This is a genomic window from Novosphingobium sp. RL4, from assembly GCF_035658495.1.
Classification (GTDB): Bacteria; Pseudomonadota; Alphaproteobacteria; order Sphingomonadales; family Sphingomonadaceae; genus Novosphingobium.
On record NZ_CP141944.1, the window covers coordinates 18,221 to 43,436 of the forward strand.

The 25,216-nt window shown below is 64.9% G+C and carries 21 protein-coding genes, 1 tRNA gene and 1 pseudogene; 11 read left to right on the plus strand and 12 right to left on the minus strand.

Translation table 11 applies throughout. The features are described 5' to 3' along the window. Positions 1-72 precede the first annotated feature (72 nt). The gene (locus U9J33_RS00115; protein WP_132469171.1) at positions 73-813 is read right to left on the minus strand and encodes an alpha/beta hydrolase; all 741 of its coding nucleotides are present in this window, start codon (positions 811-813) and stop codon (positions 73-75) included. Positions 814-965: 152 nt separating this feature from the next. Here U9J33_RS00115 and U9J33_RS00120 point away from each other — a divergent pair. Next, positions 966-2,475, plus strand: a pseudogene (locus U9J33_RS00120) (YifB family Mg chelatase-like AAA ATPase). Between the two features lie 139 nt (positions 2,476-2,614). Here U9J33_RS00120 and U9J33_RS00125 read toward each other — a convergent pair. The 4 genes from U9J33_RS00125 to U9J33_RS00140 form a co-directional block, all read right to left on the minus strand. Then, entirely contained in the window at positions 2,615-3,382 is a 768-nt protein-coding gene (locus U9J33_RS00125; protein WP_054439395.1) for an enoyl-CoA hydratase/isomerase family protein, read from the minus strand. A gap of 1 nt (position 3,383) precedes the next feature. Next, the gene (locus tag U9J33_RS00130) at positions 3,384-4,655 is read right to left on the minus strand and encodes an acetyl-CoA hydrolase/transferase family protein (RefSeq protein WP_324697050.1); all 1,272 of its coding nucleotides are present in this window, start codon (positions 4,653-4,655) and stop codon (positions 3,384-3,386) included. A 1-nt stretch (position 4,656) separates the two neighbouring features. Further along, a complete protein-coding gene (locus U9J33_RS00135; RefSeq protein WP_324697052.1) occupies positions 4,657-5,547 on the minus strand; it encodes a CoA ester lyase in 891 nt (296 codons plus the stop codon). A gap of 115 nt (positions 5,548-5,662) precedes the next feature. Next, on the minus strand, positions 5,663-6,829 hold the full coding sequence (locus U9J33_RS00140) for an acyl-CoA dehydrogenase family protein (protein WP_132469173.1): 1,167 nt from the start codon (positions 6,827-6,829) through the stop codon (positions 5,663-5,665). 150 nt (positions 6,830-6,979) lie between these two features. On the opposite strand from U9J33_RS00140, the gene U9J33_RS00145 reads away from it, so the two are divergent. The 5 genes from U9J33_RS00145 to U9J33_RS00165 all read left to right on the plus strand — a co-directional run bounded on the left by U9J33_RS00145 (position 6,980) and on the right by U9J33_RS00165 (position 15,187). Further along, positions 6,980-8,206 carry a CaiB/BaiF CoA transferase family protein gene (locus U9J33_RS00145; RefSeq protein WP_054439392.1) on the plus strand — a complete coding sequence of 409 codons (1,227 nt, stop codon included), beginning with the start codon at positions 6,980-6,982 and terminating at the stop codon, positions 8,204-8,206. Between the two features lie 141 nt (positions 8,207-8,347). Beyond that, positions 8,348-10,123 carry a thiamine pyrophosphate-binding protein gene (locus U9J33_RS00150; RefSeq protein ID WP_324697055.1) on the plus strand — a complete coding sequence of 592 codons (1,776 nt, stop codon included), beginning with the start codon at positions 8,348-8,350 and terminating at the stop codon, positions 10,121-10,123. 95 nt (positions 10,124-10,218) lie between these two features. Next, positions 10,219-11,640, plus strand: a complete 1,422-nt coding sequence (locus U9J33_RS00155) for an aldehyde dehydrogenase family protein (protein WP_324697057.1) — start codon at positions 10,219-10,221, stop codon at positions 11,638-11,640. A 225-nt stretch (positions 11,641-11,865) separates the two neighbouring features. Continuing rightward, on the plus strand, positions 11,866-14,844 hold the full coding sequence (locus U9J33_RS00160; protein WP_324697059.1) for a TonB-dependent receptor plug domain-containing protein: 2,979 nt from the start codon (positions 11,866-11,868) through the stop codon (positions 14,842-14,844). Between the two features lie 190 nt (positions 14,845-15,034). Then, positions 15,035-15,187, plus strand: a complete 153-nt coding sequence (locus U9J33_RS00165) for a hypothetical protein (protein WP_324697061.1) — start codon at positions 15,035-15,037, stop codon at positions 15,185-15,187. A gap of 34 nt (positions 15,188-15,221) precedes the next feature. Here U9J33_RS00165 and U9J33_RS00170 read toward each other — a convergent pair. The 5 genes from U9J33_RS00170 to accD form a co-directional block, all read right to left on the minus strand. Then, positions 15,222-15,295, minus strand: a tRNA-Gly gene (locus tag U9J33_RS00170). A 140-nt stretch (positions 15,296-15,435) separates the two neighbouring features. Then, the gene (locus U9J33_RS00175) at positions 15,436-16,383 is read right to left on the minus strand and encodes an acetyl-CoA carboxylase carboxyltransferase subunit alpha (protein WP_054438174.1); all 948 of its coding nucleotides are present in this window, start codon (positions 16,381-16,383) and stop codon (positions 15,436-15,438) included. A gap of 35 nt (positions 16,384-16,418) precedes the next feature. Further along, positions 16,419-17,768: an acetyl-CoA carboxylase biotin carboxylase subunit gene (gene accC, locus U9J33_RS00180; protein ID WP_054438176.1), complete on the minus strand. Its 1,350-nt coding sequence runs from the start codon at positions 17,766-17,768 to the stop codon at positions 16,419-16,421. 13 nt (positions 17,769-17,781) lie between these two features. Beyond that, the gene (accB, locus tag U9J33_RS00185) at positions 17,782-18,228 is read right to left on the minus strand and encodes an acetyl-CoA carboxylase biotin carboxyl carrier protein (RefSeq protein WP_054438177.1); all 447 of its coding nucleotides are present in this window, start codon (positions 18,226-18,228) and stop codon (positions 17,782-17,784) included. Then, positions 18,225-19,073 carry an acetyl-CoA carboxylase, carboxyltransferase subunit beta gene (gene accD, locus U9J33_RS00190; protein WP_054438179.1) on the minus strand — a complete coding sequence of 283 codons (849 nt, stop codon included), beginning with the start codon at positions 19,071-19,073 and terminating at the stop codon, positions 18,225-18,227. The genes accB and accD overlap by 4 nt, the downstream gene beginning before the upstream one ends. 443 nt (positions 19,074-19,516) lie before the next feature. On the opposite strand from accD, the gene U9J33_RS00195 reads away from it, so the two are divergent. The 4 genes from U9J33_RS00195 to U9J33_RS00210 all read left to right on the plus strand — a co-directional run bounded on the left by U9J33_RS00195 (position 19,517) and on the right by U9J33_RS00210 (position 21,994). Then, positions 19,517-19,933, plus strand: coding sequence for a secondary thiamine-phosphate synthase enzyme YjbQ (locus tag U9J33_RS00195; protein WP_324697066.1), 417 nt, complete (start codon positions 19,517-19,519; stop codon positions 19,931-19,933). A gap of 167 nt (positions 19,934-20,100) precedes the next feature. Continuing rightward, complete coding sequence (locus U9J33_RS00200) at positions 20,101-21,480, plus strand: L-serine ammonia-lyase (RefSeq protein WP_324697068.1); 1,380 nt, start codon at positions 20,101-20,103, stop codon at positions 21,478-21,480. 98 nt (positions 21,481-21,578) lie between these two features. Next, positions 21,579-21,737, plus strand: a complete 159-nt coding sequence (locus U9J33_RS00205; RefSeq protein WP_324697070.1) for a hypothetical protein — start codon at positions 21,579-21,581, stop codon at positions 21,735-21,737. 26 nt (positions 21,738-21,763) lie between these two features. Further along, positions 21,764-21,994, plus strand: coding sequence for a hypothetical protein (locus U9J33_RS00210; RefSeq protein ID WP_132468691.1), 231 nt, complete (start codon positions 21,764-21,766; stop codon positions 21,992-21,994). A 94-nt stretch (positions 21,995-22,088) separates the two neighbouring features. Here the strand turns inward: U9J33_RS00210 and wecC are convergent, their stop codons facing one another. Together wecC and wecB are read right to left on the minus strand one after the other, a co-directional pair. Next, a complete protein-coding gene (gene wecC / locus U9J33_RS00215; protein WP_324697072.1) occupies positions 22,089-23,390 on the minus strand; it encodes a UDP-N-acetyl-D-mannosamine dehydrogenase in 1,302 nt (433 codons plus the stop codon). Beyond that, positions 23,368-24,507, minus strand: coding sequence for a non-hydrolyzing UDP-N-acetylglucosamine 2-epimerase (wecB, locus tag U9J33_RS00220; protein WP_324697074.1), 1,140 nt, complete (start codon positions 24,505-24,507; stop codon positions 23,368-23,370). The genes wecC and wecB overlap by 23 nt, the downstream gene beginning before the upstream one ends. A gap of 119 nt (positions 24,508-24,626) precedes the next feature. Here wecB and dcd point away from each other — a divergent pair, with 119 nt between their 5' ends. Then, positions 24,627-25,181 (plus strand): dCTP deaminase, encoded by a 555-nt coding sequence (gene dcd / locus U9J33_RS00225; RefSeq protein ID WP_054438186.1) that lies wholly within the window; start codon positions 24,627-24,629, stop codon positions 25,179-25,181. Positions 25,182-25,216 lie beyond the last annotated feature (35 nt).

The window sequence follows — 25,216 nt, forward strand, 5'->3', positions numbered from 1 at the left end:
GTGAACTTCGCTTCTTCCTCAAAGGGAAGCAGGTCCATTATCGTTGCATCGCCCGAAAGCCTGCGCGCGGCGTCAGCTCTCGACGTGGTCCAGCCTGATCCAGCGGCCCATCTCCTCGGCGCCGAACCAGTGGGCGGATTCGAAAGGCACTGCATTGGTCATCGCGTAGAAGGCCTGAGCCTCGCCCATGCTCATGCCCATCTGCCGGTAATAGTCGAGGTAGCGCCGGTTTTCCGGCGCATCGGCGGCATAGTCCCCCGCCTCCCGGCCAGAATCGTCGATCCACGAGTGAACCGCGAACTCGGAGCCCGGATCGGCATAGCGCTGTACACCGGCCAGGAAGAGTTCGACTCCGCCCGAACGGACCGACCCGCCCGTCGGGACATGCGTGGCGATCCCCCGCTCCCGAATCATCCTTCCGAGCCTCAGGTTGGCGAGATCGTCCTCGGTTCCGGGGCATTCGATCATCTCGATTTCGGAGATGGCCGGATAATCGCGCAGAAGTGCGGCGAACTGCTGGGGGCTGCGAGAATCGGTGGCATCTATAAGCGCGACGTGCCTGCCGTCGATGACACGGAACGGGCCATATGCCGCAATGCCGGCAGGAATCGGGGCCGGCCCCACCTGCCAGAACTGGGACTCGCCGATTTCCACATCGTTGCCGCCCGGCTGGACCAGACGCTCACCGCCCGTGACGAATGCGTCCGCTCCGGTTTCAACCTGTTCGTAAGAAATCGTTGCCGCTTCCTGAGCCAGCAGGGGAGTGGCGGGAATCACGGAAGCCAGGGCAAGGATTACGGCCAGCAAGCGCATCCGGAATGAATGACGGCGAGGTACTTACGCAAGTCGTGAGGAATTAGGTTAAAACGCTGTAAGTCATGAATTACGCGCCGATCCATGGTCGACAGGACAGTCATGCAAGGCCATGAACGGGGGAACAGAAATAACGCTAAGGGCCCCTTCCATTGGTCGCACTCGTTTCGACCGTCGCGTACCTCGGACTTGAGGCTCGCGCGGTCGAAGTTCAATGTCAGGTAGCACCGGGAATGCCCGGGTTCGCCTTGGTTGGACTACCGGACAAGGCAGTGGGCGAAAGTCGCCAGCGTGTAAGCGCCGCGTTGACCGCGATGGGCCTTGCATTGCCGCCCAAGCGCATAACGATCAATCTTTCGCCCGCCGATCTGCCGAAGGAAGGCTCGCATTACGACCTGCCTATCGCGATGGCTCTGCTGGCCTCCATGGGCATCGTCGACAGCGAACAATTGGCAGACTTCGTCGCGGTCGGCGAACTCGCACTCGATGGCCGCGTGATCCCCTCACCCGGCGTATTGCTCGCCGCGCTCCACGCCAGCGAGCGGGACCTCGGCCTGATCTGCCCCGCCGCGCAGGGCAGCGAGGCGAGCTGGGCAAGTGGGGTGCACGTCGTGGCCACGCCGAACCTCATCAGCCTGCTCAATCACCTGAAGGGAACGCAGGTCCTGCCGCCGCCAGAACCCGGGCGTGCCGAGCCCCCCGTGCGCGGCCCCGATCTCAGGCAGGTAAAAGGGCAGGAGGTCGCCCGCCGCGCACTGGAAATCGCCGCTGCCGGCTCTCACAACCTGCTCATGAGCGGCCCTCCCGGCGCGGGCAAGTCACTGCTCGCCTCGTGTTTGCCCGGCATCCTCCCCGAACTGACAGCACCCGAGGCACTGGAAGTCTCGATGATCGCCTCGGTCGCCGGTATGCTGGAAGAAGGGCGGATCAGCCGTGCCCGCCCGTTCCGCTCGCCGCACCACTCCGCATCGATGGCGGCCTTGACCGGCGGCGGCCTCAAGGTCCGGCCCGGCGAGGTATCGATGGCACACCTGGGGGTGCTGTTCCTCGACGAACTACCAGAATTTCAGCGCGCGGTGCTGGATTCGCTTCGCCAGCCGCTCGAAACCGGCGAGGTTACCGTCGCGCGTGCCAACGCCCACGTAACCTACCCGGCCCGGGTCCAGCTCATCGCCGCCATGAACCCCTGCCGCTGCGGCTACCTCAGCGATCCATCGCTGGCCTGTTCACGCGTGCCCAAATGCGCCGCCGACTACCAGAGCAAGGTCTCCGGTCCGCTGCTGGACCGTATCGACCTCCATGTCGAAGTCGACCCGGTGCGCGCGGGTGGATCTCGCCCTGCCTCCGCCGAAGGAAGGCAGCGCCGAAGTGGCCGCGCGCGTGGCCCGCGCCCGCGCCGTCCAGACCGCGCGGCTCGAAGGCACCGGACTCCGCACCAATGCCGAACTCGACGGCGCGTTTCTCGAAACCCATGCCACGCCGGACGAACCGGGCCGCAAGCTGCTGATGCAGGCCGCCGAGGCCATGCGCCTTTCCGCGCGAGGCTACACGCGCATTCTGCGAGTGGCGCGAACCATCGCCGACCTCGACAGTGCAACTGAGGTTCAACGTGTTCATGTGGCGGAGGCGCTGAGCTACCGGAGGCGCCCTCCCGCCGGCTAGCATGATCGATGGGTTCCGGCGATCTGGCTGCGCAACACCGCGATGATCGTCGCACCCTCGGCGATAACCTAAGCTCGCGCCGCCCCGGTGCGGGAATTCTCCGCAAGGATGTGCGCCATCACGGCCGCAGCACCCTGATTCAGCGCCCCTGCCAGACCGGCTTGCGCTTTTCCGCGAAGGCGCGCGGGCCTTCCTGCGCATCGCGGGAATTATAGGTCTGCTCGTGCGCTGCGCGGGCGGCTTGCAAGGCAGCGGAGCGGCCCATCTCGGTCGCCAGCATGACCGTCTCGCGCGCAGCCTTTACCGACAGCGGCGCGCCTTCGAGCACCTCCCGCGCCAGTTCGATGGCGGCATCCAGTACCGTGCCCGGTTCGGCAAGGCGGTTGACGAGGCCGATCTCGTAAGCGCGCTGGGCAGTAATGGGCTTTCCGGTCAGCATGATCTCCATCATGATCCGCTGGGGGATCATGTGGATCAGCGGCGAGGCCCAGGGGCTGCCGCGTCCGACCTTCACCTCGGTAATCGCGAACTTCGCGTTCGTGCCGGCGACACACAGATCACAGGCCTGAGCGATCATCCAGCCGCCCGCGAAGGCATGGCCATTGACAGCGGCAATGGTCGGCTTGGTCAGTTCGATGGTGTCGTAAGGCAGCGCGTAAAGATCGCGCGGCGGCACCGCCATGCCGGTTTCGACCATCTCCTTCAGGTCGCCGCCCGCGCAGAAAGCCTTGTCGCCGCTGCCGGTGAGCACGGCGATGCGGGCGGAGGGATCGGCCTCGAACCTCGCCCACGCCTCTCGCAGCCCCTCGCGCACTTCGCGGCTTAGGCAATTGCGCTGTTCGGGGCGGTTGATGGTGATGACCGCGATACCGTCATCATGGACATCGTAGAGGACTGCTTGAGTCATGTTAGAAGCCCCTTTTCTCGATCTCGTGGGCGGTGCGCGACAGGTCTTCGCGGAAGTCGGGATGGGCGATGGCGACCAGCCGCTTCGCGCGTTCGGCCAGGGTCTGGCCCTTGAGCTGCGCCGCGCCGTATTCGGTGACGATGACGTCAACCTCGGTCCGTGCGGTGGTGACGGGGCCAGAGAGGGCGGGGACGATCTTGCTCAGCGTGCCGCCCTTCGCGGTGGAGGCCAGCACGATCAGCGAGGCGCCGCCCGGCACGCGCGATCCGGCGCGCACGAAATCGACCTGCCCGCCGGTTCCACCGAGATAGGTCGCGCCCGATTGCTCGGCATTGACCTGCCCGGTGATGTCCACTTCCAGCGCGGAGTTAATCGTCACCAGCCGGGTAAGCTGGATGATCGGCTTCACCCCGTGGGTATAGCTGCTGGGGGCCATGCGGATCGCCGGATTGTGCGCAGCCCAGTCATAGAGCCGCCGCGTTCCGATCAGTGCGCCGTTGATCGAGACGCCCCGGTCGATCTCCTTGCGGGCATTGGTCAGCACGCCGGCTTCGGCAAGGTCGACAAGGCCATCGCCTAGCATGCCCGAATGAACGCCAAGGTCGCGGCGGTCGTGCAGCAGGCGCAGGATCGCGTCCGGCACCGCGCCCACGCCCGTCTGCAGCACCGCGCCGTCACCGATGAATTCGGCGCAGTGGCGGGCGATGGCTTCGTCGGTGGGGCCGATCTTCGCGGGGGCGACTTCCACGGGCGCACGACTGACGTGGACGGCCACGTCGATCAACGCGCCGGGGATCGTCTCGCCCGGAACGTAAGGCACCTGCTCGTTGACTTCGGCGATCACGAGGCGCGCCTTGTCCACCGCCGCGCGCACGTAGTCGGAGATCAGGCCGCAGCTGTGATTGCCTTGCCCATCGGCGGGGCTGACCTGGATCATCGCCACGTCGCAGGGCATGATTCCCGCCTCGATCAGGCAGGCGACCTGGCTGACGTGGACGGGGATGACGTCCAGCGCATTTGCCTTGGTCATGCTCCGCAGCGCGCCGATCGCGCCCATGCTGGAGAGGCGGAAGGCGCGCGCGCTTTCGGGGGTGAACAGGCCGGAAAAGCTGGTGGCGATGAAGGCGTGGAGGCCGCCAATGGCCTCGCCCTGTTCGATCAGCGCCTGCACCAGCGCGGTCGGCTCGCCGCAGGCCTGGCCGAACACCACGCGGTCGCCCGGTTTCAGGAACCGCGAGAGGTCGAGCTGGGATGCGGCAAGCCGAAGCGTCATCTTACAGCTTCCCTGCCTGCCGCAGCAGCCGCTGCGCACGGGCGAGGTATGGGCGGTCAAGCATTCCGCCTTTCCAGCCGATGGCGCCGACACCCGGATTGGCGGCGAACACATCGACGATTTCCTGCGCCTCGGCGATCTCGGCCTCGGTGGGGGTGAATGCCTCGTTGATCACGGGTACCTGTGCCGGGTGGATCGCCATCATCCCGCGATAGCCGTCGCGGCGGACCTTCTCGGCGCGAGCCTTGAGCGCTTCCAGATCCTTGAAGTCGGCGCTGATCGTCTCGATCGCGGTGACGCCCGCGGTCGCCGCGCCCAGCACGGTCAGGCTACGGGCCAGTTCGTAGGTAAAGGAATACGATCCGTCCGCATTGCGGTTGGAGGATGCGCCGATGGAATCGGCCAGATCTTCAGCGCCCCAGGTCAGCGCCACCACGCGCGGAGCGCCCTTGTAGTCGCCGGTGTGGAACATCGCCTCGGCCGTTTCGGTGATCAGCACGATTACCGGGGTCGATCCCTGTTCGATGCCGCTGGCCACTTCCAGCGCTTCGAGATAGCGGTCCAGCGTCTCCACATCCTGCCGCCCGTAGACCTTGGGCAGCATGATCCCGCCGGGACGCGCAGGCATGACCGCCACGAGGTCCGCCAGCGTGTGCGGGCCGTCCATCGGGTTCACACGCACCCAGAGGCGGCCGCGCTGGCCGGGGTTGGCGGCGATGAAGTCATGCACCATCACCCGCGCGGCGGCCTTTGCATCGGTCGCGACGGCGTCTTCCAGGTCGATCAGGACGATGTCGGCCTCACCCTCCATGGCCTTGGTCATCTTCTTCTCGCTGTCGCCCGGCGCGAAGAGCCAGGAGCGGGCGGCGATAGGTTCGTGGGTTACGGGCATGTTCTCTCCAGTCGTCATCCCGGTGAAAGCCGGGATCGCGGGCGGCCATGCCCCGCGCTGCCGATTACGATCCCAGCTTTCGCTGGGATGACGGGCGTTCTCAAGTGGGCTTGCCTCAATAACTCTTGGGCAGTTCCAAAACCCTCTCGGCGATGAAGTTCATGATCTGGTGCGGGCTGACCGGGGCGATGCGCGGGATCATGACTTCGCGGAAGTAGCGCTCGACGTGATATTCCTGCGCATAGCCCATGCCGCCCATGCTCATCATCGCGGTCTGGCATGCCTCGTAACCGGCCTCGGCGGCGAGGTACTTGGCGCTGTTCGCCTCAACGCCGCAGTCGAGCCCCTTGTCGAACAGGGTCGCGGCCTTGAACACCATCAGGCTTGCCGCCTCCACCTGCATCCACGCCTTGGCCAGTGGATGCTGAATCCCCTGATTCTGGCCGATGGGTCGCCCGAATACCACGCGCTCGCGGGCGTAGCGCGAAGCGCGGTCGATGGCGACGCGGCCAAGGCCGGTGGCCTCGGCGCCCAGCAGCACGCGTTCAGGGTTGAGGCCCTTGAGGAGGATACGGAAGCCCTGCCCCTCCTCGCCGATGCGATCTTCCTCGGGAATGAAGAAATCGGTGATGAACATCATGTTCGAGCCCACCGCGTGGCGGCCCATCTTGGGGATGAGGCGCGTCTCGATCTTCTCTCGGTCAAGCTTGCAATAGAACAGGGTCAGGCCGTCGGTCTTCTTCTTGACCTCTTCCAGCGGCGTGGTGCGCGCGATCAGCAGCATGCGGTCGGCGACGTGGGCGTTGGTGATCCAGATCTTCTCACCGGTGACGCGGTAGCCGCCCGGCACACGCTCGGCGCGGGTCTTGAGGCTGGTGGTGTCGAGCCCGGTGTTCGGCTCGGTAACCGCGAAGCACATCTTCTCCTCGCCCGAAAGGATCGGCGGAATCATGCGCTGCTGCTGTTCCTCGGTGCCGAAAAGTATGACCGGTTCGAGGCCGAAGACGGGGCCGTGGATCGCCGAGGCGGCGGTCATGCCGCCGCCGCTTTCCGCCACCGCCTGCATCATCACCGCCGCTTCGGTAATGCCCAGCCCCGCGCCGCCCACACTTTCGGGCATGGCGACACCCAGCCAGCCGGCATCGGCCATCGACTTGTGGAACTCGTAAGGGAATTCGCCGCTGCGATCCTTTTCCAGCCAGTACTCGTCAGAGAACTGCGAACAGTGCCTGAGCACTGCTTCGCGGATATTCTGCTGGTCTTCGGTGAGTGCGAAATCCATCGGCTTTCCTCTTCCTTCTTGCCTGCCGGACTATCAGCGCCGCTCGAACCAGACAACCATCATCGTGCCGATATGCGTCCATCAAACGCAAATACGAATGGTTTTCGCTCCGGCGGTGCGCTACGGGAGGGAGGAGAGAAGGAGAGCACGATGGCGGGAGAGACGGGAATACAGGGCGAAGAACCGCCTCTCGGCCCCTTGGCGGGCATCCGCGTGGTCGATCTCACCAGCGTCGTCTTCGGGCCCTATGCCACGCAGATCATGGCGGACATGGGCGCGGAGGTCATCAAGATCGAGCCGCCCGCCGGCGACAACACCCGCTGGATCACCGAAGGCCCGGTGCCCGGCATGGGCGGCATCTACGTCAACGTGAATCGCGGCAAGCGCGGCCTGATGCTCGACTTGCGAACCGAAACGGATCGCGAGACTCTGCGCCGCCTGATCGCCACGGCGGACGTATTCATCCACTCGATGCGCGGCAGCGCGATCGCCAAGCTCGGCTTCGATTACGAAGCGGTACGCGCGATCCGCCCGGACATCATCTACACCAATTGTTACGGCTATTCGCGGCGCGGGCCTGAAGGCGACCGGCCCGCTTACGACGACACCATCCAGGCCGAGTGCGGCATTCCCCATGTGCAGGGGCTGATGAACGGCGAACCTGGCTATGTCGCCACGATCATGGCCGACAAGGTGGCGGGCCTTCACGCGCTTTATGCGACGATGATGGCACTGTTCCACCGCGAACGCACCGGGGGCAGAGGCGCCGGAGAGGGTCAGGAAGTCGAAGTCACCATGTTCGAGGCGATGACCTCGTTCATGCTGGTGGAGCATGCCAACGGCGCGATGTTCTCGCCGCCCACCACGCCCGCGCACTATCACCGCGCGGTCGAGCCCAACCGCCGCCCCTATCGCACCAGGGACGGCCACGTCGCCGCGCTCGTCTATAACGACAAGCACTGGGACGCTTTCATGGCGGCCGTGAACCCTCCCTGGGCGAGCGAGGAATTCTCGACTCTGGCCAAACGCGCGAAACAGATCGGACGCGTCTACGGTCTGCTGGGCGAGACTTTCCTTACCCGCACCACGCAGGAATGGCTGGAGACGCTGGAAGCGCTCCACATCCCCTGCGCGCCGCTGCGCTCCACCGACGCGCTTTTCGACAACGCGCACCTGAACGCAATCGGCTTCTTCGAAGAGGTCGAGACGCCGCAAGGCCCGGTGCGCTTTCCCGGCGTGCCCACGTGGTTTTCCGCGACGCCCGGCAAGGTGCGCGGCCCAGCGCCCGCGCTGGGGCAGGATAACGAAGCGGTGCTCAAGGAACTGGCCCCGGAGGCGCCCAGCGTCGCCGGGGCGATAGCAGTCGATTCGAAGTAAACAGTACTGTTGATTTCAACTGACAGCGTCCCGAGGCTTGGGCTAACCACCTGTTCAGGCCGTGCCTTGGGAGAGTGACCGGCAACCTGATTTCCCTCGCGAGATAGCGCGAAGAAAACGGATCGAGAGGAAGGCAAGACGATGTACGACGACCAACCCCAGGCTGAAGCACCCGTTTCGGCGCGCAAGGGCACCCCGGTTTACAAGCGCATTCTCGACCTGTTCGAGGCTGAGGGCATCAAGACCCTGTTCGGCATTCCCGATCCCAACTTCGTCCACTTGTTCCTGGAAGCGGAATCGCGCGGCTGGACCGTCGTTTCGCCGCACCACGAAGCGTCCGCCGGCCACATGGCCGCCGCCGCTGCCCGCATCACCGGCAAGCCGGCACTCTGCATCGGCACGCTCGGGCCGGGCATGGCGAACATGATGCCCGCGATCCAGTGCGCCAAGGTTGAGAACGATCCGGTGATCTTCATGGGCGGCCAGCGCGCCCGCATCACCGAGCGCCGCGTGCGTCGCGGCCGTATCCAGTTCGTCCGCCAGGAGCCGATGATCGAGGATTCGGTGAAGTTCTCCAGCTCCATCGAATATGCCGACCAGACCGACGAAATCATCCGCGAGGCGATCCGCGTCGCCATGTCGGGCACGCCGGGGCCGGCCTATATCGAATATCCCGCGCACGTCATTCTCGAAGAACTCGACCTGCCGCCGGTGCTGCCGCCGCATCGCTACCGCCTGACCATGCAGGGCGCCGATGGCGACCGCATTGCCGAAGCGGCCGAGATCATCCGCAATGCCAAGAACCCGGTGCTGCTGGTCGGCCACGGCGTCTACACCGCCAAGGCAGGCGCTTCGGTCAAGGAACTGGCCGAACTGATGCAGTGCCCGGTGATCCAGACCTCGGGCGGCACCTCGTTCATCGACGGGATCGAGGATCGCACTTTCCCCTACGGCTTCTCGGAAGCCTCGATCGACGCCGTTGTCGAAAGCGACTGCTGCGTGGCGCTCGCCACCGAACTGGGCGAGCCGAGCCACTACGGCCGCTGGCGCCACTGGGTGGACAACGAAGCCAATCGCAAGTGGATCTATGTTCAGCAGGACCCGACAGCGATCGGCGTCAACCGCCCGATCGACGTGCCGCTGGTGGGCGACGTCCGCGCCGTGGTGCCGCAGCTCGTCCGCGCGCTGAAGGACACCCCGCGCAAGGCTGCGCCGTCGCTGGCCGAATATATCCAGCGCGATGCCGATCAGCTTGTCGAACTGGCAGAAGAAGCCGCGACCAAGCCCGACGGCTCGACCGCGAAGATGCACACCAGCCAGTTCGTCACCGAAGCGACCAAGGCCTTCCCGAAGGACGGCATCCTGATCCGCGACGGCGGCGCCACGGTGATCTTCCAGTGGACCTACTCGCAGGCCAAGCCACATGACGTGATCTGGAACCAGAACTACGGCCACATCGGCACCGGCCTGCCCTATGCCACCGGCGCCATGCTCGCCGACCAGGCCGAAACCGGCAAGGTCCGCCCGGGCATGCTGCTCACCTCGGACTCTTCGTTCCTGTTCCACGTCGGCGAACTCGAAGTCGCTGTGCGCAAGAACCTGCCGCTGGTGATCGTGGTCGGCGTCGACTTCCAGTGGGGCCTCGAAGTGGGCGTCTACAAGCGCACCTTCGGCAAGGGCACCAAGGAAACCGGCGTGCACTGGTCCGACAAGGTCCGCTTCGACAAGATCGCCGAAGGCTTCGGCGCGGCGGGCGAATATGTCGAGAAGGCGGCGGACATCGGCCCGGCCATCCAGCGCGCTTACGAGCGTGGCGGTTGCACCGTGATCCACGTACCGATCGACCCGGCCGCGAACTCGGAGGAAATGCCGAACTATTCGGAATTCCGCACTTGGTACGCTGAGGGCACGCAGTAATTCCGAAACGCCGGAAAACACATGCAGACCTGAGCGAAACCGCCCCCTCTCAACCCGAGAGCGGGGCGGTTTTGGCTTGGGAACGGGAGAGAACGATGCGCAATTACACCCAGTTCTATATCGACGGTCGGTGGGTCGATCCCATCGCGCCGCGCACCGCACAAGTCGTCAACCCGGCGACCGAGGAAGTTTCCGGCACGATCTCGCTCGGCACCGCCGCCGATGTCGACAAGGCCGTCGCCGCCGCGCGCCGCGCCTTCGTCACGTTCGGTGAGACCAGCGCCAAGGAACGCCTCGACCTGCTCGAAGCGATCCTGGCCGAATACCTGAAGCGCGAAGCCGAACTGGGCGAGGCCGTCAGCGAAGAAATGGGCGCCCCGATGTCGCTCGCCTGCGGTTTCCACACGCTGCTGGGCAAGGGCCACCTCTCCACCGCGATCGAGGTGCTGAAGGAGTTCAAGTTCGAGGAACAGCGCGGCGTCACGCTGATCCGTAAGGAGCCGATCGGCGTCTGCGGCATGATCACGCCGTGGAACTGGCCGATGAACCAGACCTGCGTGAAGATCTTCCCGGCACTTGCCGCCGGTTGCACGATGATCCTCAAGCCGCCGCAACTCGCGCCGTATTCGGCCCAGATCCTTGCCGAAATCCTGCACGACGCGGGTGTTCCGGCGGGCGTGTTCAACATGGTGCAAGGCAAGGGCAGCGAGATCGGTACCGCACTCTCCACCCATGAGGACGTCGACATGATCTCCTTCACCGGCTCCGAGCCGGTGGGCGTGCAGATCCAGAAGGACGCCGCCGATACCGTCAAGCGCGTCGGCCTTGAACTGGGTGGCAAGAGCGCCTGGATCGTGCTCGACGATGCCTCGCTCGCCGCCAATGTCGCCGCCGCCACCGGCGGCATGATGGGCAATTCCGGCCAGACCTGCTCGGCCGGCTCGCGTCTGTTGGTGCCCAACGCGCGCATGGACGACGCCATCGCCGCCGCTACCGAGGCCGCGAACGGCGTGACCGTGGGCGATCCCAAGGGCAATTTCGCGATGGGCCCGGTCGTCTCGAAGAGCCAGTACGAGATCATCCAGGGCTATATCGAGAAGGGCATCGAGGAAGGCGCCAAGCTCATCGCCGGCGGCCCCGGCAAGCCGGATGGGCTCGACAAGGGCTACTACGTCAAGCCCACCGTGTTCGTCGGCACCAATGACATGGTGATCGCGCGGGAGGAAATCTTCGGCCCCGTCCTCGTCATCATCGGCTACGACGATGTGGATCATGCGGTGGCGATCGCCAACGATTCCAGCTTCGGCCTGGGCGGCTATGTCTCGGGCGAAGACCTCGACACCGCCCGCGCCGTCTCGCGACGGATGCGCACGGGTGCGATCTGGGTCAACGGCGGTTTCGATTTCCACGCACCCTTCGGCGGCTACAAGCGCTCCGGCAACGGCCGCGAATGGGGCGAGCACGGCTTCGCCGAATATCTCGAAGTAAAGTCGGTTGTGGGCTGGAACCCGGCCTGAACGTGACGGCCGGTGTGGTATTTTCCGTCGATCAGGATGTACCACATCGGCCATTAAATTGTTGCAATGTTACAACGCGTAACATGTATATTTCTGCCTCAGCAACATTTCGATTGCAGTTCCTCGGCGTATGGCCACGATTACCTACCTTCGCCCGGGCAATGTCCGGCGGGCCCTCGTAGAGCGGCAGGCAGAGCCGCCCAGGGAAATCGAAGGAACGCAAAAATGAAAAATCGCAAGGACAAGCTCCTCGGCATGGCTGCCATTCCGGCCTTGGCCCTCCTCCTGCCGCAGCACGCCATGGCGCAGGACTCCTCGCAAGCCGCCGATGAAGGCCCCGGTGAAGCCATCATCGTCACGGGTTCGCGCATCGCTCGCCCCGAGCTCGATGCCCCCAATCCCGTGACCGTGGTGACATCGAAGGACATCACCGACTCCGGCACGACCAACCTCACCGATTATCTGAAAACGATTCCCGCGCTCCAGGGCTCGCAGGGCTCTTACCAGAATGCCGGCGATCGTGCGGGTATCGGCGCCACCGGCCTCAACCTGCTGGACCTTCGCAATCTCGGCACCCAGCGCACCCTCGTGCTCATCGACGGCCGCCGCCAGGTCGCCTCGGTCGACGGCACGCAGTCGGTCGACATCAACACGATCCCCACCGACCTGATCGAACGTGTCGAAGTCCTGACCGGCGGCGCCTCGGCCATCTACGGTGCCGACGGCGTCTCGGGCGTCGTGAACTTCATCCAGAAGAAGGACTTCGAAGGCTTCAACGCCCGCGTCCAGACCGGCCTTTCGGAAAAGGGCGACGCCGGCCAGCGCCTCATCGCCCTCACCGCCGGTCACAACTTCGCAGGCGGCCGCGGCAATTTCGCCGTTGCCTGGGAGCACGGGGAGGAAGACCGCCTCAGCGTCCATTCGCGCAAATATCTCGACGGTGAAAACCGTGTCGGCTTCTATCTGAACCCCGACGACACCGAAACCGGCGGCAACAACAACGACGGTATTCCCGATTATATTCCGCTGCGCAACGTCCGTTACAACGACACCTCGCGCGAAGGTGGTATCGACGTCGACTTTGACGGCATTCCGGACTTCTACGGCTCGCAGGGCCTACCCTACGATCCTGGCTCCTATGTCCCGCTCTACTTCCAGCAGGGTGGTTCGGGCACGCTCGTTTCCGACTACGGCAACGATCTCCTGCCCGAGATCAAGCGCGACATCGTCAGCGCAGTCGCCCACTTCGACTTCAGCGACGCGTTCAAGCTCTATGCCGAAGGCAAGTACGCCCGCACGCGTTCCTACTCGGTCGGGCAGCCGACGTTCGACTATTACCTCCTCATCCCCGAGGACAACCCCTATATCCCGGCTGCGGTGCGCCCGTTCATGGACCCCGAGAACGGCGGCGTTCTCGTCAACCGCGACAACTTCGACTTCGGCCGTCGCGGCGAGGACATCACCCGCGAAACCCTGCGCGGCGTGATTGGTGCGCGCGGCGATATCAGTTCGAACCTGTCGTACGACCTGTCCTACGTCTATGGTCAGTCGAAGATCAAATCGCACTATACCAACAACATGATCACCGATCGCTACTATGCGGCGATCGATGCGGTGAGCGATGGCAATGGCGGCGTGACCTGCCGGGTGAACGTCGATCCCACCTGGACGCCCAACCAGCCCTACAACTACACCCGCAGCGAAATTCCGCCGACGACGTTCGCTCCCGGCGATTGCCTCCCGCTGAACCTGTTCGGTGAAAATGCGGCCGGAAACCGGGCGGCGCTGGATTGGATCATGGCCGACACCGTCGACCGTACCAAACTGACGCAGCACGTCGTCAGCGGCGCGATCACCGGCAATACCAAGGGTCTCTTCGAACTTCCCGGCGGCGCCATCGGCTTCGCCATCGGCGGCGAATATCGCAAGGAAAAGAGCAGCTTCGTTGCCGACGAACTGGCAGCGCAGGGCCTGACGTTCACCAACTCGCTGGGCAACACCAAGGGTTCGTTCGACGTCTGGGAAGCCTTTGCCGAAGTCGACGTGCCGATCCTGGCCGACATGCCGTTTGCCAAGCGCCTCGGCGTCAACGGCGCATTCCGCTATTCGGATTACTCCAGCATCGGCTCGACCAATGCCTGGAAGGTCGGTGGTGAATGGGCTCCTGTCCGTGACGTGACTATTCGCGGCACCTACTCGACCGCAGTTCGCGCGCCGAACATCAGCGAACTCTTCAGCCAGCAGTCCCAGACCTTCGAATTCATCGACGATCCCTGCGGCTCCGACTTCCTGCAGAATGGGACGCAGTATCGTGTCGACAACTGTCAGACGCTGCTGTCGTCGCTTGGCGTCGCGAATCCCTCGAATTACGACGACACCCGCAGCTCGAACATCTCCGGCTTCCAGGGCGGCAACCCCAACCTTCGGGAAGAAACCGCGAAGACCTGGACCGCCGGCATCGTGCTGCAGCCCTCATTCGTGCCGCGCCTGACGATCACGGCGGACTGGTATGACATCCGCATCAAGAACGCGATCCGCACTGTCGATCCGCAGACCGTTGCCGAACTGTGCGTCGATCAGGCCACGCTCGACAACCAATACTGCGATGCGATCACGCGCCAGAATGGTACCAACGGGATCGCCGATCCCGGCAACATCATCAGCTTCCTGGTCGGACCGCTGAACGTCGCGAATATCCGCACTGCCGGGCTGGACTTCCAGGTGAACTACACCATTCCCACCGACCAGCTTGGCACTTTCGGCACGCGCGTCGTCGGGAACTACCTGCACCGCCTCACCTCGGTGCCGATCCCGGGCGCTGACAAGGTGAACGACGCCTATGTCGCCGCCAACATCGCTCCCAAGTTCCAGATCACAACCGATCTGACCTGGGCAAAGGGTCCGTTCAGCCTCGACTGGCAGATCAACTACATGTCCAAGATGTACCGCTACGATCGCCAGACCGTGGCCAGCAACCCGGACATCGTTGCCCCGGAATATCTGAAGCTCAAGGAGCGCTTCTCGCATGACGTGAGCTTCTCCTACGATGTGGGCAAGCAGTTCACGATCTATGGCGGCGTGAACAACCTGTTCAACCAGAAGCCGGCGATCGGATCCCTGAACACGCCGATCAGCGCGGTCGGTCGCTACTTCTTCATGGGTGCGAAGGTTCAGTTGGCCGATCTCTTCGGCGGAGCGAACTGATAGCCCGCACATCCGTGCGGAAAAATGAAGGGCGGGGTCGCAAGATCCCGCCCTTTTCATTGCCCTCTCGGCCAGTCGCCGTGCCTTGCGCGTCAGCCCGCATTCATCGCCGCCGGCCTATTGGCCCGAAAGGCAAGCGAGGCGGCACGACACTGGATTTCGAATGAAACCTCGCGCGCACATTCCCAGATTGAACCTTAAACTGATCCTCGTCCTGGATGCAGCGCTGTGGATCATGATGGGCTGCGGCGTTCTCGCGCTACACAGCAGGCATCATCCGGTCGATTCCGACCAGACCCAAATTCTCGTCGCCCAGCACACGCTCACGGAAAGACGCGCCTGATCGGAGCGGGAGGGTATGGTCCGGCGATGGGAGATGGAGCGGGTGAAGGGAATCGAACCCTCGTATTCAGCTTGGGAAGCTGCTGCTCTACCATTGAGCTACACCCGCGGATGGCGGCAAGACTGCTGCCTTTGCGCTATCGGCAAGGTCGCGCTCTGGCACAGGGAGGCTGGGTGGTCAATGGGTTGCAAGCGCCTGGCGCCTGCATCGGAGGAGACGCCGACCCGGGGCCGGCGCCTCTCCTGAAATCACGCCCGGCCGATGGCCAGGAAGCGTTCCTCACGGCGGGCGAGCAAATCGCGGGCGGTAAGGGCAGACAGGGTATCGAGTTCCTCGTCGATGGCGCTGAACAGTGACCGGGCCGCGGCCGGGGCATCGCGCTGGGCACCGCCGACGGGCTCAGGCACGATGCGTTCGATGACACCCAGCGAAAGCAGGTCCTGAGCCGTCACCTTCATGGCCTCGGCGGCGTCAGGCGCCTTGTCCGGGGTCCGCCACAGGATCGACGAGGCGCCTTCGGGCGAAATCACCGAATAGATCGAGTGTTCGAGCATCAGCACGCGGTCGGCAGCGGCCAACGCTACTGCGCCGCCGGAACCGCCTTCGCCGACGATGGCCGAAACGATCGGCACCGGCACCGCAAGACAGGCCTCGATCGAACGGGCGATGGCTTCCGCCTGCCCGCGCTCTTCCGCCTCGACGCCGGGGAAGGCGCCGGCGGTATCGACCAGGGTGACGACCGGCAGGCCGAACTTGCCCGCCATCTCCATCAGTCGGATCGCCTTGCGATAGCCTTCGGGCTTCGCAGAACCGAAGTTGTGCTTGATGCGGCTGGGCGTGTCGTGGCCCTTTTCATGCCCAAGAACCATGACCTTGCGGCCGTTGAGCCGCGCGAGGCCGCCAACGATCGCCTCATCTTCGCCATAGACGCGGTCGCCCGCCAGCGGGATGAAGTCGGTGAACCCCAGGCGCAGATAGTCCACGAAGTGCGGCCGCTGCGGATGGCGCGCCACTTGCGTCTTCTGCCAGGGCGTGAGCTTGGCATAAGTGCCCGCCAGCATGCCGGCGCTCTTCTTCTCGAGGCGCGCGATTTCTCCCGCGATATCGAGATCGCTGTCGCTGGCAGTGGTGCGCAGCTCTGCAATGCGCGCCTCGAGCGCGGCGATCGGCTTTTCGAATTCAAGGAACGAGATCATGCTCTTTTCCGTTTACATGCCTGGTTCGGCGCGCCTCAGCCGGCGCGCTTGGCCAGCCATTCTTCCAGCCACTTGATCGTGTACTCGCCGCTCTCGAACTCGGGGTCCTCGAGCAGGGCCTGGTGCATCGGAATCGAGGTCTTCACCCCGTCGATCACCATTTCCTCCAGCGCGCGCTTGAGGCGCATGATCGCGCCCTGACGGGTGCGACCGGAAACGATCAGCTTGCCGATCATCGAATCGTAATAGGGCGGAATGCGGTAGCCTGCATAGAGCCCCGAATCGACGCGCACGTTCATGCCGCCCGCCGCGTGATAATTGGTCACCTGCCCCGGCGAAGGGGTGAAGTTCCATGGGTCTTCCGCGTTGATGCGGCACTCGATGGCGTGGCCCTTGAACTCGATGGCGTCCTGCGTGAACGTCAGCGGCTGGCCTTCTGCGACGCGAATCTGCTCACGCACGAGATCGACGCCGGTGATGGCTTCCGTCACCGGATGCTCCACCTGCAGGCGCGTGTTCATCTCGATGAAGTAGAACTCGCCGTTTTCCCAGAGGAACTCGATCGTACCGGCGCCGCGATAGCCCATGTCGGCCATCGCCTTGGATACGATGCCGCCCATGCGGTCGCGCTCTTCGGGGGTGATGACCGGCGAAGGCGCTTCTTCCAGCACCTTCTGGTGGCGGCGCTGAAGCGAGCAATCGCGCTCTCCAAGGTGAACCGCCGCGCCCTTGCCGTCGCCGAACACCTGGAATTCGATGTGCCGCGGATTGCCGAGGTACTTTTCCATGTAGACCGTGGCATCGCCGAAAGCAGCTTTCGCTTCCGAACGGGCCTGACCCATCTGGCTCTGGAGTTCCTCGGCAGAATTCACGACCTTCATGCCGCGACCGCCGCCGCCCGAGGCCGCCTTGATGATGACCGGGTAGCCGATCGTCTCAGCCAGGGCGCGAGCCTCGTCGAAGTCCTCGATCGCACCGTCGGATCCCGGAACCAGCGGCAGGCCGAGCGCGCCTGCGGTGCGCTTGGCTTCCACCTTGTCGCCCATCGTACGGATGTGCTCGGGCTTGGGACCGACCCAGATCAGGCCATGTGCCTCCACGATCTCGGCGAACTGGGCGTTCTCCGAGAGGAAGCCGTAGCCGGGGTGGATCGCGTCGGCCTGGGTGATCTCGGCCGCGGCAATGATCGCGGCGACGTTGAGATACGAATCCTTCGCCGCCGGCGGGCCGATGCAGACCGCATGGTCGGCAAGGCGCACATGCATGGCTTCGGCGTCGGCGGTGGAATGGACCGCGACGGTCTCGATGCCCATTTCGCGCGCGGCGCGATGGATCCGCAGCGCGATCTCGCCGCGATTGGCAATCAGGAGGCGCTTGATGGCCATGAAGCTACTGTCCTCAGGCGATAACGACGAGCGGCTGGTCGAATTCGACCGGCTGCTGGTTGTCGACGAGGATGGCCTGGATCGTGCCGCTCTTGGGGGCGTTGATCTGGTTCATGACCTTCATGGCCTCGACGATGAGCAGAACGTCGCCAGCCTTGACCTGCTGGCCAACGCTGATGAAGTTCGCCGCGCTGGGTTCGGGCGCGAGATAGACGGTGCCAACCATCGGCGACTTCACGGCGTCAACCGGGGCGGCGGGCGCAGCCTCGGCTGCCGGAGCGGCGGCTGCAGCCGGAGCGGCGACCTGCGGCAGTGCCGGGGCTGCGGCAGCAACGATCTGCTGTGCAACCTGACGCACGACCTTGATCTTGCGTTCGCCGTCCTCGACCTCGATTTCGGTCAGGCCGGTTTCAGCGAGGAGCTCGGCGAGCTCGCGTACCAGCGCGCTGTCGATGTTCACGCAACTTCCTTTCGTTCAAGATAACCGAGCAGCGAGGCCAGCGTGCCTTTGAGGTCCTGGCGGTGGACCACCATGTCCACCATGCCGTGGGCATGGAGGTACTCGGCGCGCTGGAAGCCGTCGGGGAGTTTTTCGCGGATGGTGTCCTGGATCACGCGCTGGCCGGCGAAGCCGATGAGCGCGCCCGGCTCGGCGATCTGGATATCGCCCAGCATCGCGTAGCTGGCGGTGACGCCGCCGGTGGTGGGATCGGTCAGGACGACGATATAGGGAAGACCCGCCCGTGCGAGGCGGCGGATCGCCACGGTCGCCTTGGGCATCTGCATGAGCGAGAGGATACCCTCCTGCATGCGGGCGCCGCCGGCGGCAGTGCAGATCACGTAGGCGCAATCCTCGGCGATGGCCCGTTCGACGGCCTCGACGAAAGCCTCACCCACCGCCATGCCCATCGACCCGCCCATGAAGGCGAAGTCCTGGACGCCGAGCACCACCTTCTGCCCCTCGATCGCGCCGAGCGCATTGGTCAGCGCATCGGGGAAGGGATTGGCGGCGCGCGCGGCGCGGATGCGGTCGGAATACTTCTTGCTGTCGCGGAAGTTCAGCGGATTTTCCGGAACCTTCGCGGCGGGCAGGACGGAATAACCGGCGTCGAGCAACTGGTCGAAGCGCGTCTGCGCACCGATGCGGCCGTGGTACTGGCAGCGCGGGCAGACCGACAGATTGTCCTCGAACTCCTTGGTGAAGAGCATCTCGCCGCAACCGGGACACTTGGTCCACAGGTTGTCGGGCGTGTCCCGCTTCTTCAGGCTCCCGAGGGAATTGCGTACCTTGCTAAGCCAACTCATGACGAACCCTTGCGTGAAACTCGTGCGGCCCGGTGAGTCCGGGCTCGCATGCTGGATCGACCGGGCGCAGTATCGAGGGCTTGTTTTCCAGCGCCCCTTGCGACCGAACGATCTCTGTGTGCGACGTGCTCCGCGCTGGCCTGTCGGGCCCGCCGCCGAGCGCGGCAATACGCGGCAGATATGGGTAGATCAATCGCCAGTACACTCCGGCATGCGCAAAAAGTGCCCCGCGGCGGTGCACGAGGAGCCTGAAAGGCGCAGAAATCCGCGAATCCGACAGGTTAATCGGCACCCCCGCAAAAGATGAGTGGAAGCGGCGAAAACAGGCTTTTTTCACCCCTTTACCATTACGTCAAGGCGGAATTCGTGGCCTTTGGAGCACGCTTCGGATCTTTCGGAGCGCGGTTGAAGGTGGGCCTGGAGGGGTTCAGAAGGGGTAGAACATGAAACAGGCCACCACGATCCTCTCCTTCGACACCCCCGGCCGCGGGCTTTGCGATATCACCCGCACGATTGCCGACTGGCACCGCGAGACCGGCATCGGAGAGGGCCTGCTCACCCTGCTCTGCCGCCACACATCCGCCTCGCTGCTGATCCAGGAGAACGCCGCGCGCGAAGTGAGGGGCGACATCGTCGACTGGCTGGACCGCATGGCGCCGGAAGGCCGCCACTACGCCCATGACGACGAAGGCCCTGACGACATGCCCGCCCATCTCAAGGCAACGCTGACCGGCGTGAACCTCTCGATCCCGGTTATCGGCGGACGCCTAGCGCTGGGCACCTGGCAAGGCATCTACCTTGCCGAGCATCGCCGCGCCCCGCACCGGCGGCAGGTTGCGCTCCATGTGATCGGGACCTGACGCCGAACCTGCGGCGATTCTCCCACACCTGCCGCAATCGCCGGCGCTTTATCTGGCCCGGCTGAATTGGACCATTGCATCCGCCCACGCGATGCCTATCCACGCTGCCTTGTTGTAATCGGAGAGTATGCCGTGCCCTTCCCCGCCAGCGAGCGCGAGTCCGTCCTTTGATCTCGGCGCTCGACCTGTTCCGCATCGGCCTGGGCCCTTCCAGTTCGCACACTGTCGGCCCGATGCGCATCGCCGCGCGTTTCCTCCAGACGCTGGAGGAAGCCGGGCAGTTCGAATCGATCGCCCGCATAAGGGTGGAACTGCAAGGCTCGCTCGCGCTGACCGGCGAAGGCCACGGCACGCCGGACGCCTGCCTCATGGGCCTGATCGGATTCCAGCCGGAAACCGCCGATCCGGCCGAAGCGCACGAGGCCGCCGCCCAAGTCCGCGCGACCGGCCGGATCGCCCTGCTCGGCCGCCGCGAAGTCGCCTTCGATCCCGCGACCGATCTCGTGCTGGACTTCGACCACATTCCCGATCTCCATCCCAACGGCATGGTCGTGACCGCCTTCGACGCGGCGGGCGGCGAAATCGCCCGGAATGAGTATTTCTCGACCGGCGGCGGCTTCTTCTCCAGCCGCCACCAGCTCGAACAGCCCGCACCGGACGACCAGGTGACTCACGGCCCGCCGGTTGCCTACCCGTTCGGTTCAGGCGCGCAGCTCCTGGAAGTCTGTGCCACCAGCGGGCTCGACATCGCCTCGGTCATGCTCGCCAACGAGGCGGCGCGCCGGCCGGAGGACGAAACGCTGGCCGGGCTGGACGCGATCGCGGAAGCCATGAACCAGTGCATCGACAGCGGCCTCGAACGCGAGGGGCTGCTGCCCGGCGCGCTCAAGGTCCGCCGCCGCGCCCGCGCGATTCACCAGAACCTGATCTCGCGCCCGCAGGACAACCAGGCCGAGACCCTGATGGACTGGCTCAACCTCTATGCCATGGCGGTGAACGAGGAGAACGCCAGCGGCGGCCGCGTCGTCACCGCCCCCACCAACGGGGCGGCGGGGATCGTGCCCTCGCTGCTGCGCCAGTATTGCAGCGAGGGGCGCAAGGCGGTTCCCGCCAAGGCCCGGCGCTACCTGCTGACTGCAGCCGGGATCGGCCTGCTCTACAAGCAGCGCGCCTCGATCTCGGGCGCGGAAATGGGCTGCCAGGGCGAAGTGGGCGTAGCCTGCTCGATGGCGGCGGCAGGGCTCGCGGCGGTCTGGGGCGGCACGCCGGAGCAGGTCTGCGCCGCCGCCGAGATCGGCATGGAACACAACCTCGGGCTCACCTGCGATCCGGTGGGCGGCCTCGTGCAGATCCCCTGCATCGAGCGCAACGCCATCGCCTCGGTCAAAGCCGTCAATGCCGCCAAGCTGGCGCTCCACGCGGGTGAGACCCCGCGCGTCTCGCTCGACCAGGTGATCGAGACGATGCGCCAGACCGGGCTCGACATGTCCAGCAAGTACAAGGAAACCAGCCAGGGCGGCCTCGCCATCAACGTGGTGGCATGCTGAGGGCGAGCACGCCCCTTCCCCTCAGGCCTTCCCTTCAGGCCTTCCCCTCAGGTTTTCGGTTGCACCGAAAAGCCGTCGCTGGGGCGGACGGAACGTCGATGCGGGGCGCTCCGCCGCTTCCCCGCAATCCGGCCGCGTTTCATGCGGTCCGCACCTTTTTTCACAGCCTGTTTTACCACGTTCACGGCAACTTCAGCCGGGCCGGTGCTTTGATCGACATGCAGCGGGTGCGACGCTGTGGCCGCAAGGCCGCCTGAATGTCGAATTTCAAAGGACAGGAACAATGAAGAAGACCGGCACCACCCTCCTCGCCGCCCTCGCACTCGGCGCCCTCATCCCCGCCTCGGGCGCCATGGCGCAGCAGCCGGCTCCCCACCCCAGCGCGCATCCCACGAAGGCGGCGGTCGTGAAGAAGACCACCACGCGCCAGACCACGGTCAAGAAGACCACGCACAAGAAGGTCACCTGCCGCTACGTCATGCAGCATGGCAAGAAGGTGAAGGTCTGCAAGTAAGGCTTTCCGGCCCCCGTTCCGGCGGGGGCCCAGGCTGGGAGAAGTTCCGAGAGCCGGCTGTTCCCGGCCTGCCCCGGTTTCCTAGCCACCAGTCTTAGCCCGCGAGCGCCATCCGGGCCTCGTCCTCGCGCACGACACGGGGCTGGTCGGGCCAGATGCCGCGGGTATCGTAGACCAGCTTTTCCGAACGCTCCGCCAGCGGAACCACGCGGAACACGTCGTGATCGACCAGTACGATCAGGATCTCGCAAGTCTCCAGCGCATCGTCGATATCGATCTGCACGGCCCCGGTATCGGTGAATTCGATCGGCAGCTGCGCCGCATAGGGCTCCACCACATGGATGCGGCTGCCGAACTTGCGGGCGAGCCGGCTGGTGACGAAGCGCGCCGGGCTTTCACGGAAATCGTCGATATTGGCCTTGAAGGCGAGCCCGAGGCAGGCGACTTTCGCCTCCGGGTTGGCTTCCACCAGAGCCTCGGCCTTGGCGATGACATGGCTCATCTTGTGATCGTTGACACCGCGCGCGGTGCGGATCAGCGGGGTTTCCTCCGGCGCGCCGTGAACGATGAACCAGGGATCGACGGCGATGCAGTGCCCGCCCACGCCGGGGCCGGGCGTCAGGATATTGACGCGCGGGTGACGGTTGGCGAGGCGGATCACTTCCCACACGTCCAGCCCCATGCGGTCCGCCACCATGGACAGCTCGTTGGCGAAAGCGATGTTCACATCGCGATAGGCATTCTCGACCAGCTTGGTCATCTCGGCCGCGCGGGCATCGGTGGTCACGCATTCGCCGCGCACGAAGCGCTTGTAGAAGGCCAGCGCCTTGCGCGCGCAGCGCGGGGTGATGCCGCCGATCGAGCGATCGTTGTTGGTCAGTTCCTCAAGGATGCGGCCGGGCAGCACGCGCTCGGGACAATAGGCGATCGAAACGTCCGGCGTATCGCGGGTCAGGCCGGGGATCTTCAGGTCCGGACGCAGTTCGGCGATCAGGTCGCGAAGCTGCTCGGTCGTCCCCACCGGCGAAGTGGATTCGAGGATCACCACGTCGCCCGCCTTGAGCACGGCGGCGACAGAGCGGCCCGCCGCCAGCACATAGGAGATATCCGGCGCGTGATTCTTGTCGAACGGCGTGGGAACCGCGATCACGAAGACATCCGCCGGCGCGATCACGGTCGAAGCCGAAAGCAGCCCGCGCGAAACGACACCCTGCACCAGTCCGTCAAGGTCGACTTCCTCGATATGGATCTCGCCCCGGTTGATGGTGTCCACGACATCCTGCGAGACGTCGAGGCCGAGCACCCTGCACCCGGCCCGGGCGATCACGGCGGCGGTGGGAAGTCCGATATAGCCGAGACCGACAACACAGACGTCAGGCTTCGAATCCGATTTCATGCGCGAGCAGCTCCACGATTCGGCGCGAGGTCTGCCCGTCCCCGAACGGATTGTGGGCGCGCGCCATGGTCTCGTATGCCTGTTTATCGTCCAGCAAGGTTGATATTTCGGTAACGATCGTCTCGGCCGAAGTTCCGACGAGTTTCGCCGTCCCCGCGGCGACCCCCTCGGGCCGCTCGGTGGTCTCGCGCATGACCAGCACCGGCTTGCCGAGCGCGGGGGCCTCTTCCTGCACGCCGCCCGAATCGGTCAGCATGATTTCGGCAATCGCCAGCAGCCGCGCGAAGTGCGGATAGTCCAGCGGCTCGATCAGGGCCACGTTGTCCAGCCCGGAGAGGCGCTCGTTCATGACCGTGCGCACATTGGGATTGAGGTGGACGGGGAAGATCACCGCCGTGTCGGGCCGCTCCGCGATCGTGCGCACCGCGCGCGCGATCTGCTCCATGCCCTCGCCGAAGTTCTCGCGCCGGTGGCTGGTGACGCCGACGATCCGCTTGCCCGCAAAGCGTGCCTCAAGGTCGGCCAGGCCCGCCGCCAGCGAAGGATCGCGCCCGATCTGCGCCGTGACCCAGTGCAGCGCGTCGATCACGGTATTCCCGGTAACGTGGACGCGGGCGGGATCGACATTCTCCCGAAGCAGCGCGGCTTGCGAGGTCTCGGTCGGCGCGAAGTGCAGGCTGGCCATGGCGCCGATGATCTTGCGGTTCACCTCCTCCGGCCAGGGATGGTGGATATTGCCCGAGCGCAGACCCGCCTCGACATGATCGACCGGCAACTTGCGGTAATAGGCCGCCAGCGCACCCGCCATGGCGGTGGCGGTGTCGCCCTGCACGATCACCCGGTCCGGCCGCACCGCGTCCATCACCTTGCCCAGCCCGGTCAGCAGGTTCGCGGTGAGCGAGTCGAGCGTCTGGTCGGGCTGCATCACGTCGAGATCGTGATCGGGCACGATCCTGGCGATCTCCAGGACCTGGTCCAGCATCTGGCGGTGCTGCGCCGAAACGCAGACCACGCATTCGAAGCGCGGATCGGCCTTGAGCGCATGGATCACGGGGAACAGCTTGATCGCCTCTGGGCGCGTGCCGAAGACGACGAGGATGCGGGTCTGAGCGGTCATGGCGGCGGGCATAGCAGCGAGTGGTTAATGTTGCGGTTAAAAGAGAGTCCCCGCCGCATTCGTGGACAAGATTTCCCGGGGACTTGTCGCGCTTGCCCGCATCGGGAAAGACTTGTCCCATGTCTATCCTGAGCGACAAGTGGATCCGCGAGCAGGCGCTCGAAAACGGAATGATCGAGCCTTTCGTCGAGGCCCAGCGCCGCGATGGATGCATCTCCTACGGCCTTTCGTCCTACGGCTACGACGCCCGCGTCGCGCCGGAGTTCAAGATCTTCACCAATGTCGATTCGGCGGTGGTCGATCCCAAGGACTTCGCCAGCAATTCCTTCGTGGACCGGCATACCGACGTCTGCGTGATTCCGCCGAACTCGTTCGCACTGGCCCGCACGGTCGAATATTTCCGCGTGCCGCGCGACGTGCTGGTGATCTGCCTCGGCAAGAGCACTTATGCCCGCTGCGGAATCATCGTGAACGTCACCCCGCTGGAGCCGGGCTGGGAAGGGCACGTCACGCTGGAATTCTCGAACACCACGCCGCTGCCCGCCAAGATCTACGCGAACGAGGGCGCCTGCCAGTTCCTCTTCCTCAAGGGCAACGAACCCTGCGAGACGAGCTACGCCGACCGGGCCGGCAAATACATGGGCCAGCGCGGCGTGACCCTGCCCCGGCTCTAGGTTCAAGGCCCAGGGAACAATCCGCCGCCATATCC

Bases quoted from the DNA above. Each gene is read 5' to 3' on its own strand.
- dcd (WP_054438186.1), top strand. From the start codon at position 24,627: ATGTCTATCCTGAGCGACAAGTGGATCCGCGAGCAGGCGCTCGAAAAC.
- U9J33_RS00160 (WP_324697059.1), top strand. From the start codon at position 11,866: ATGAAAAATCGCAAGGACAAGCTCCTCGGCATGGCTGCCATTCCGGCC.
- wecC (WP_324697072.1), bottom strand. From the start codon at position 23,390: ATGAAATCGGATTCGAAGCCTGACGTCTGTGTTGTCGGTCTCGGCTAT.
- accD (WP_054438179.1), bottom strand. From the start codon at position 19,073: ATGAGTTGGCTTAGCAAGGTACGCAATTCCCTCGGGAGCCTGAAGAAG.
- U9J33_RS00155 (WP_324697057.1), top strand. From the start codon at position 10,219: ATGCGCAATTACACCCAGTTCTATATCGACGGTCGGTGGGTCGATCCC.
- U9J33_RS00135 (WP_324697052.1), bottom strand. From the start codon at position 5,547: ATGCCCGTAACCCACGAACCTATCGCCGCCCGCTCCTGGCTCTTCGCG.
- U9J33_RS00125 (WP_054439395.1), bottom strand. From the start codon at position 3,382: ATGACTCAAGCAGTCCTCTACGATGTCCATGATGACGGTATCGCGGTC.
- U9J33_RS00205 (WP_324697070.1), top strand. From the start codon at position 21,579: ATGCGGGGCGCTCCGCCGCTTCCCCGCAATCCGGCCGCGTTTCATGCG.
- U9J33_RS00150 (WP_324697055.1), top strand. From the start codon at position 8,348: ATGTACGACGACCAACCCCAGGCTGAAGCACCCGTTTCGGCGCGCAAG.
- wecB (WP_324697074.1), bottom strand. From the start codon at position 24,507: ATGACCGCTCAGACCCGCATCCTCGTCGTCTTCGGCACGCGCCCAGAG.
- U9J33_RS00195 (WP_324697066.1), top strand. From the start codon at position 19,517: ATGAAACAGGCCACCACGATCCTCTCCTTCGACACCCCCGGCCGCGGG.
- U9J33_RS00115 (WP_132469171.1), bottom strand. From the start codon at position 813: ATGCGCTTGCTGGCCGTAATCCTTGCCCTGGCTTCCGTGATTCCCGCC.
- U9J33_RS00175 (WP_054438174.1), bottom strand. From the start codon at position 16,383: ATGATCTCGTTCCTTGAATTCGAAAAGCCGATCGCCGCGCTCGAGGCG.
- U9J33_RS00210 (WP_132468691.1), top strand. From the start codon at position 21,764: ATGAAGAAGACCGGCACCACCCTCCTCGCCGCCCTCGCACTCGGCGCC.
- U9J33_RS00130 (WP_324697050.1), bottom strand. From the start codon at position 4,655: ATGACGCTTCGGCTTGCCGCATCCCAGCTCGACCTCTCGCGGTTCCTG.
- accC (WP_054438176.1), bottom strand. From the start codon at position 17,768: ATGGCCATCAAGCGCCTCCTGATTGCCAATCGCGGCGAGATCGCGCTG.
- U9J33_RS00140 (WP_132469173.1), bottom strand. From the start codon at position 6,829: ATGGATTTCGCACTCACCGAAGACCAGCAGAATATCCGCGAAGCAGTG.
- U9J33_RS00145 (WP_054439392.1), top strand. From the start codon at position 6,980: ATGGCGGGAGAGACGGGAATACAGGGCGAAGAACCGCCTCTCGGCCCC.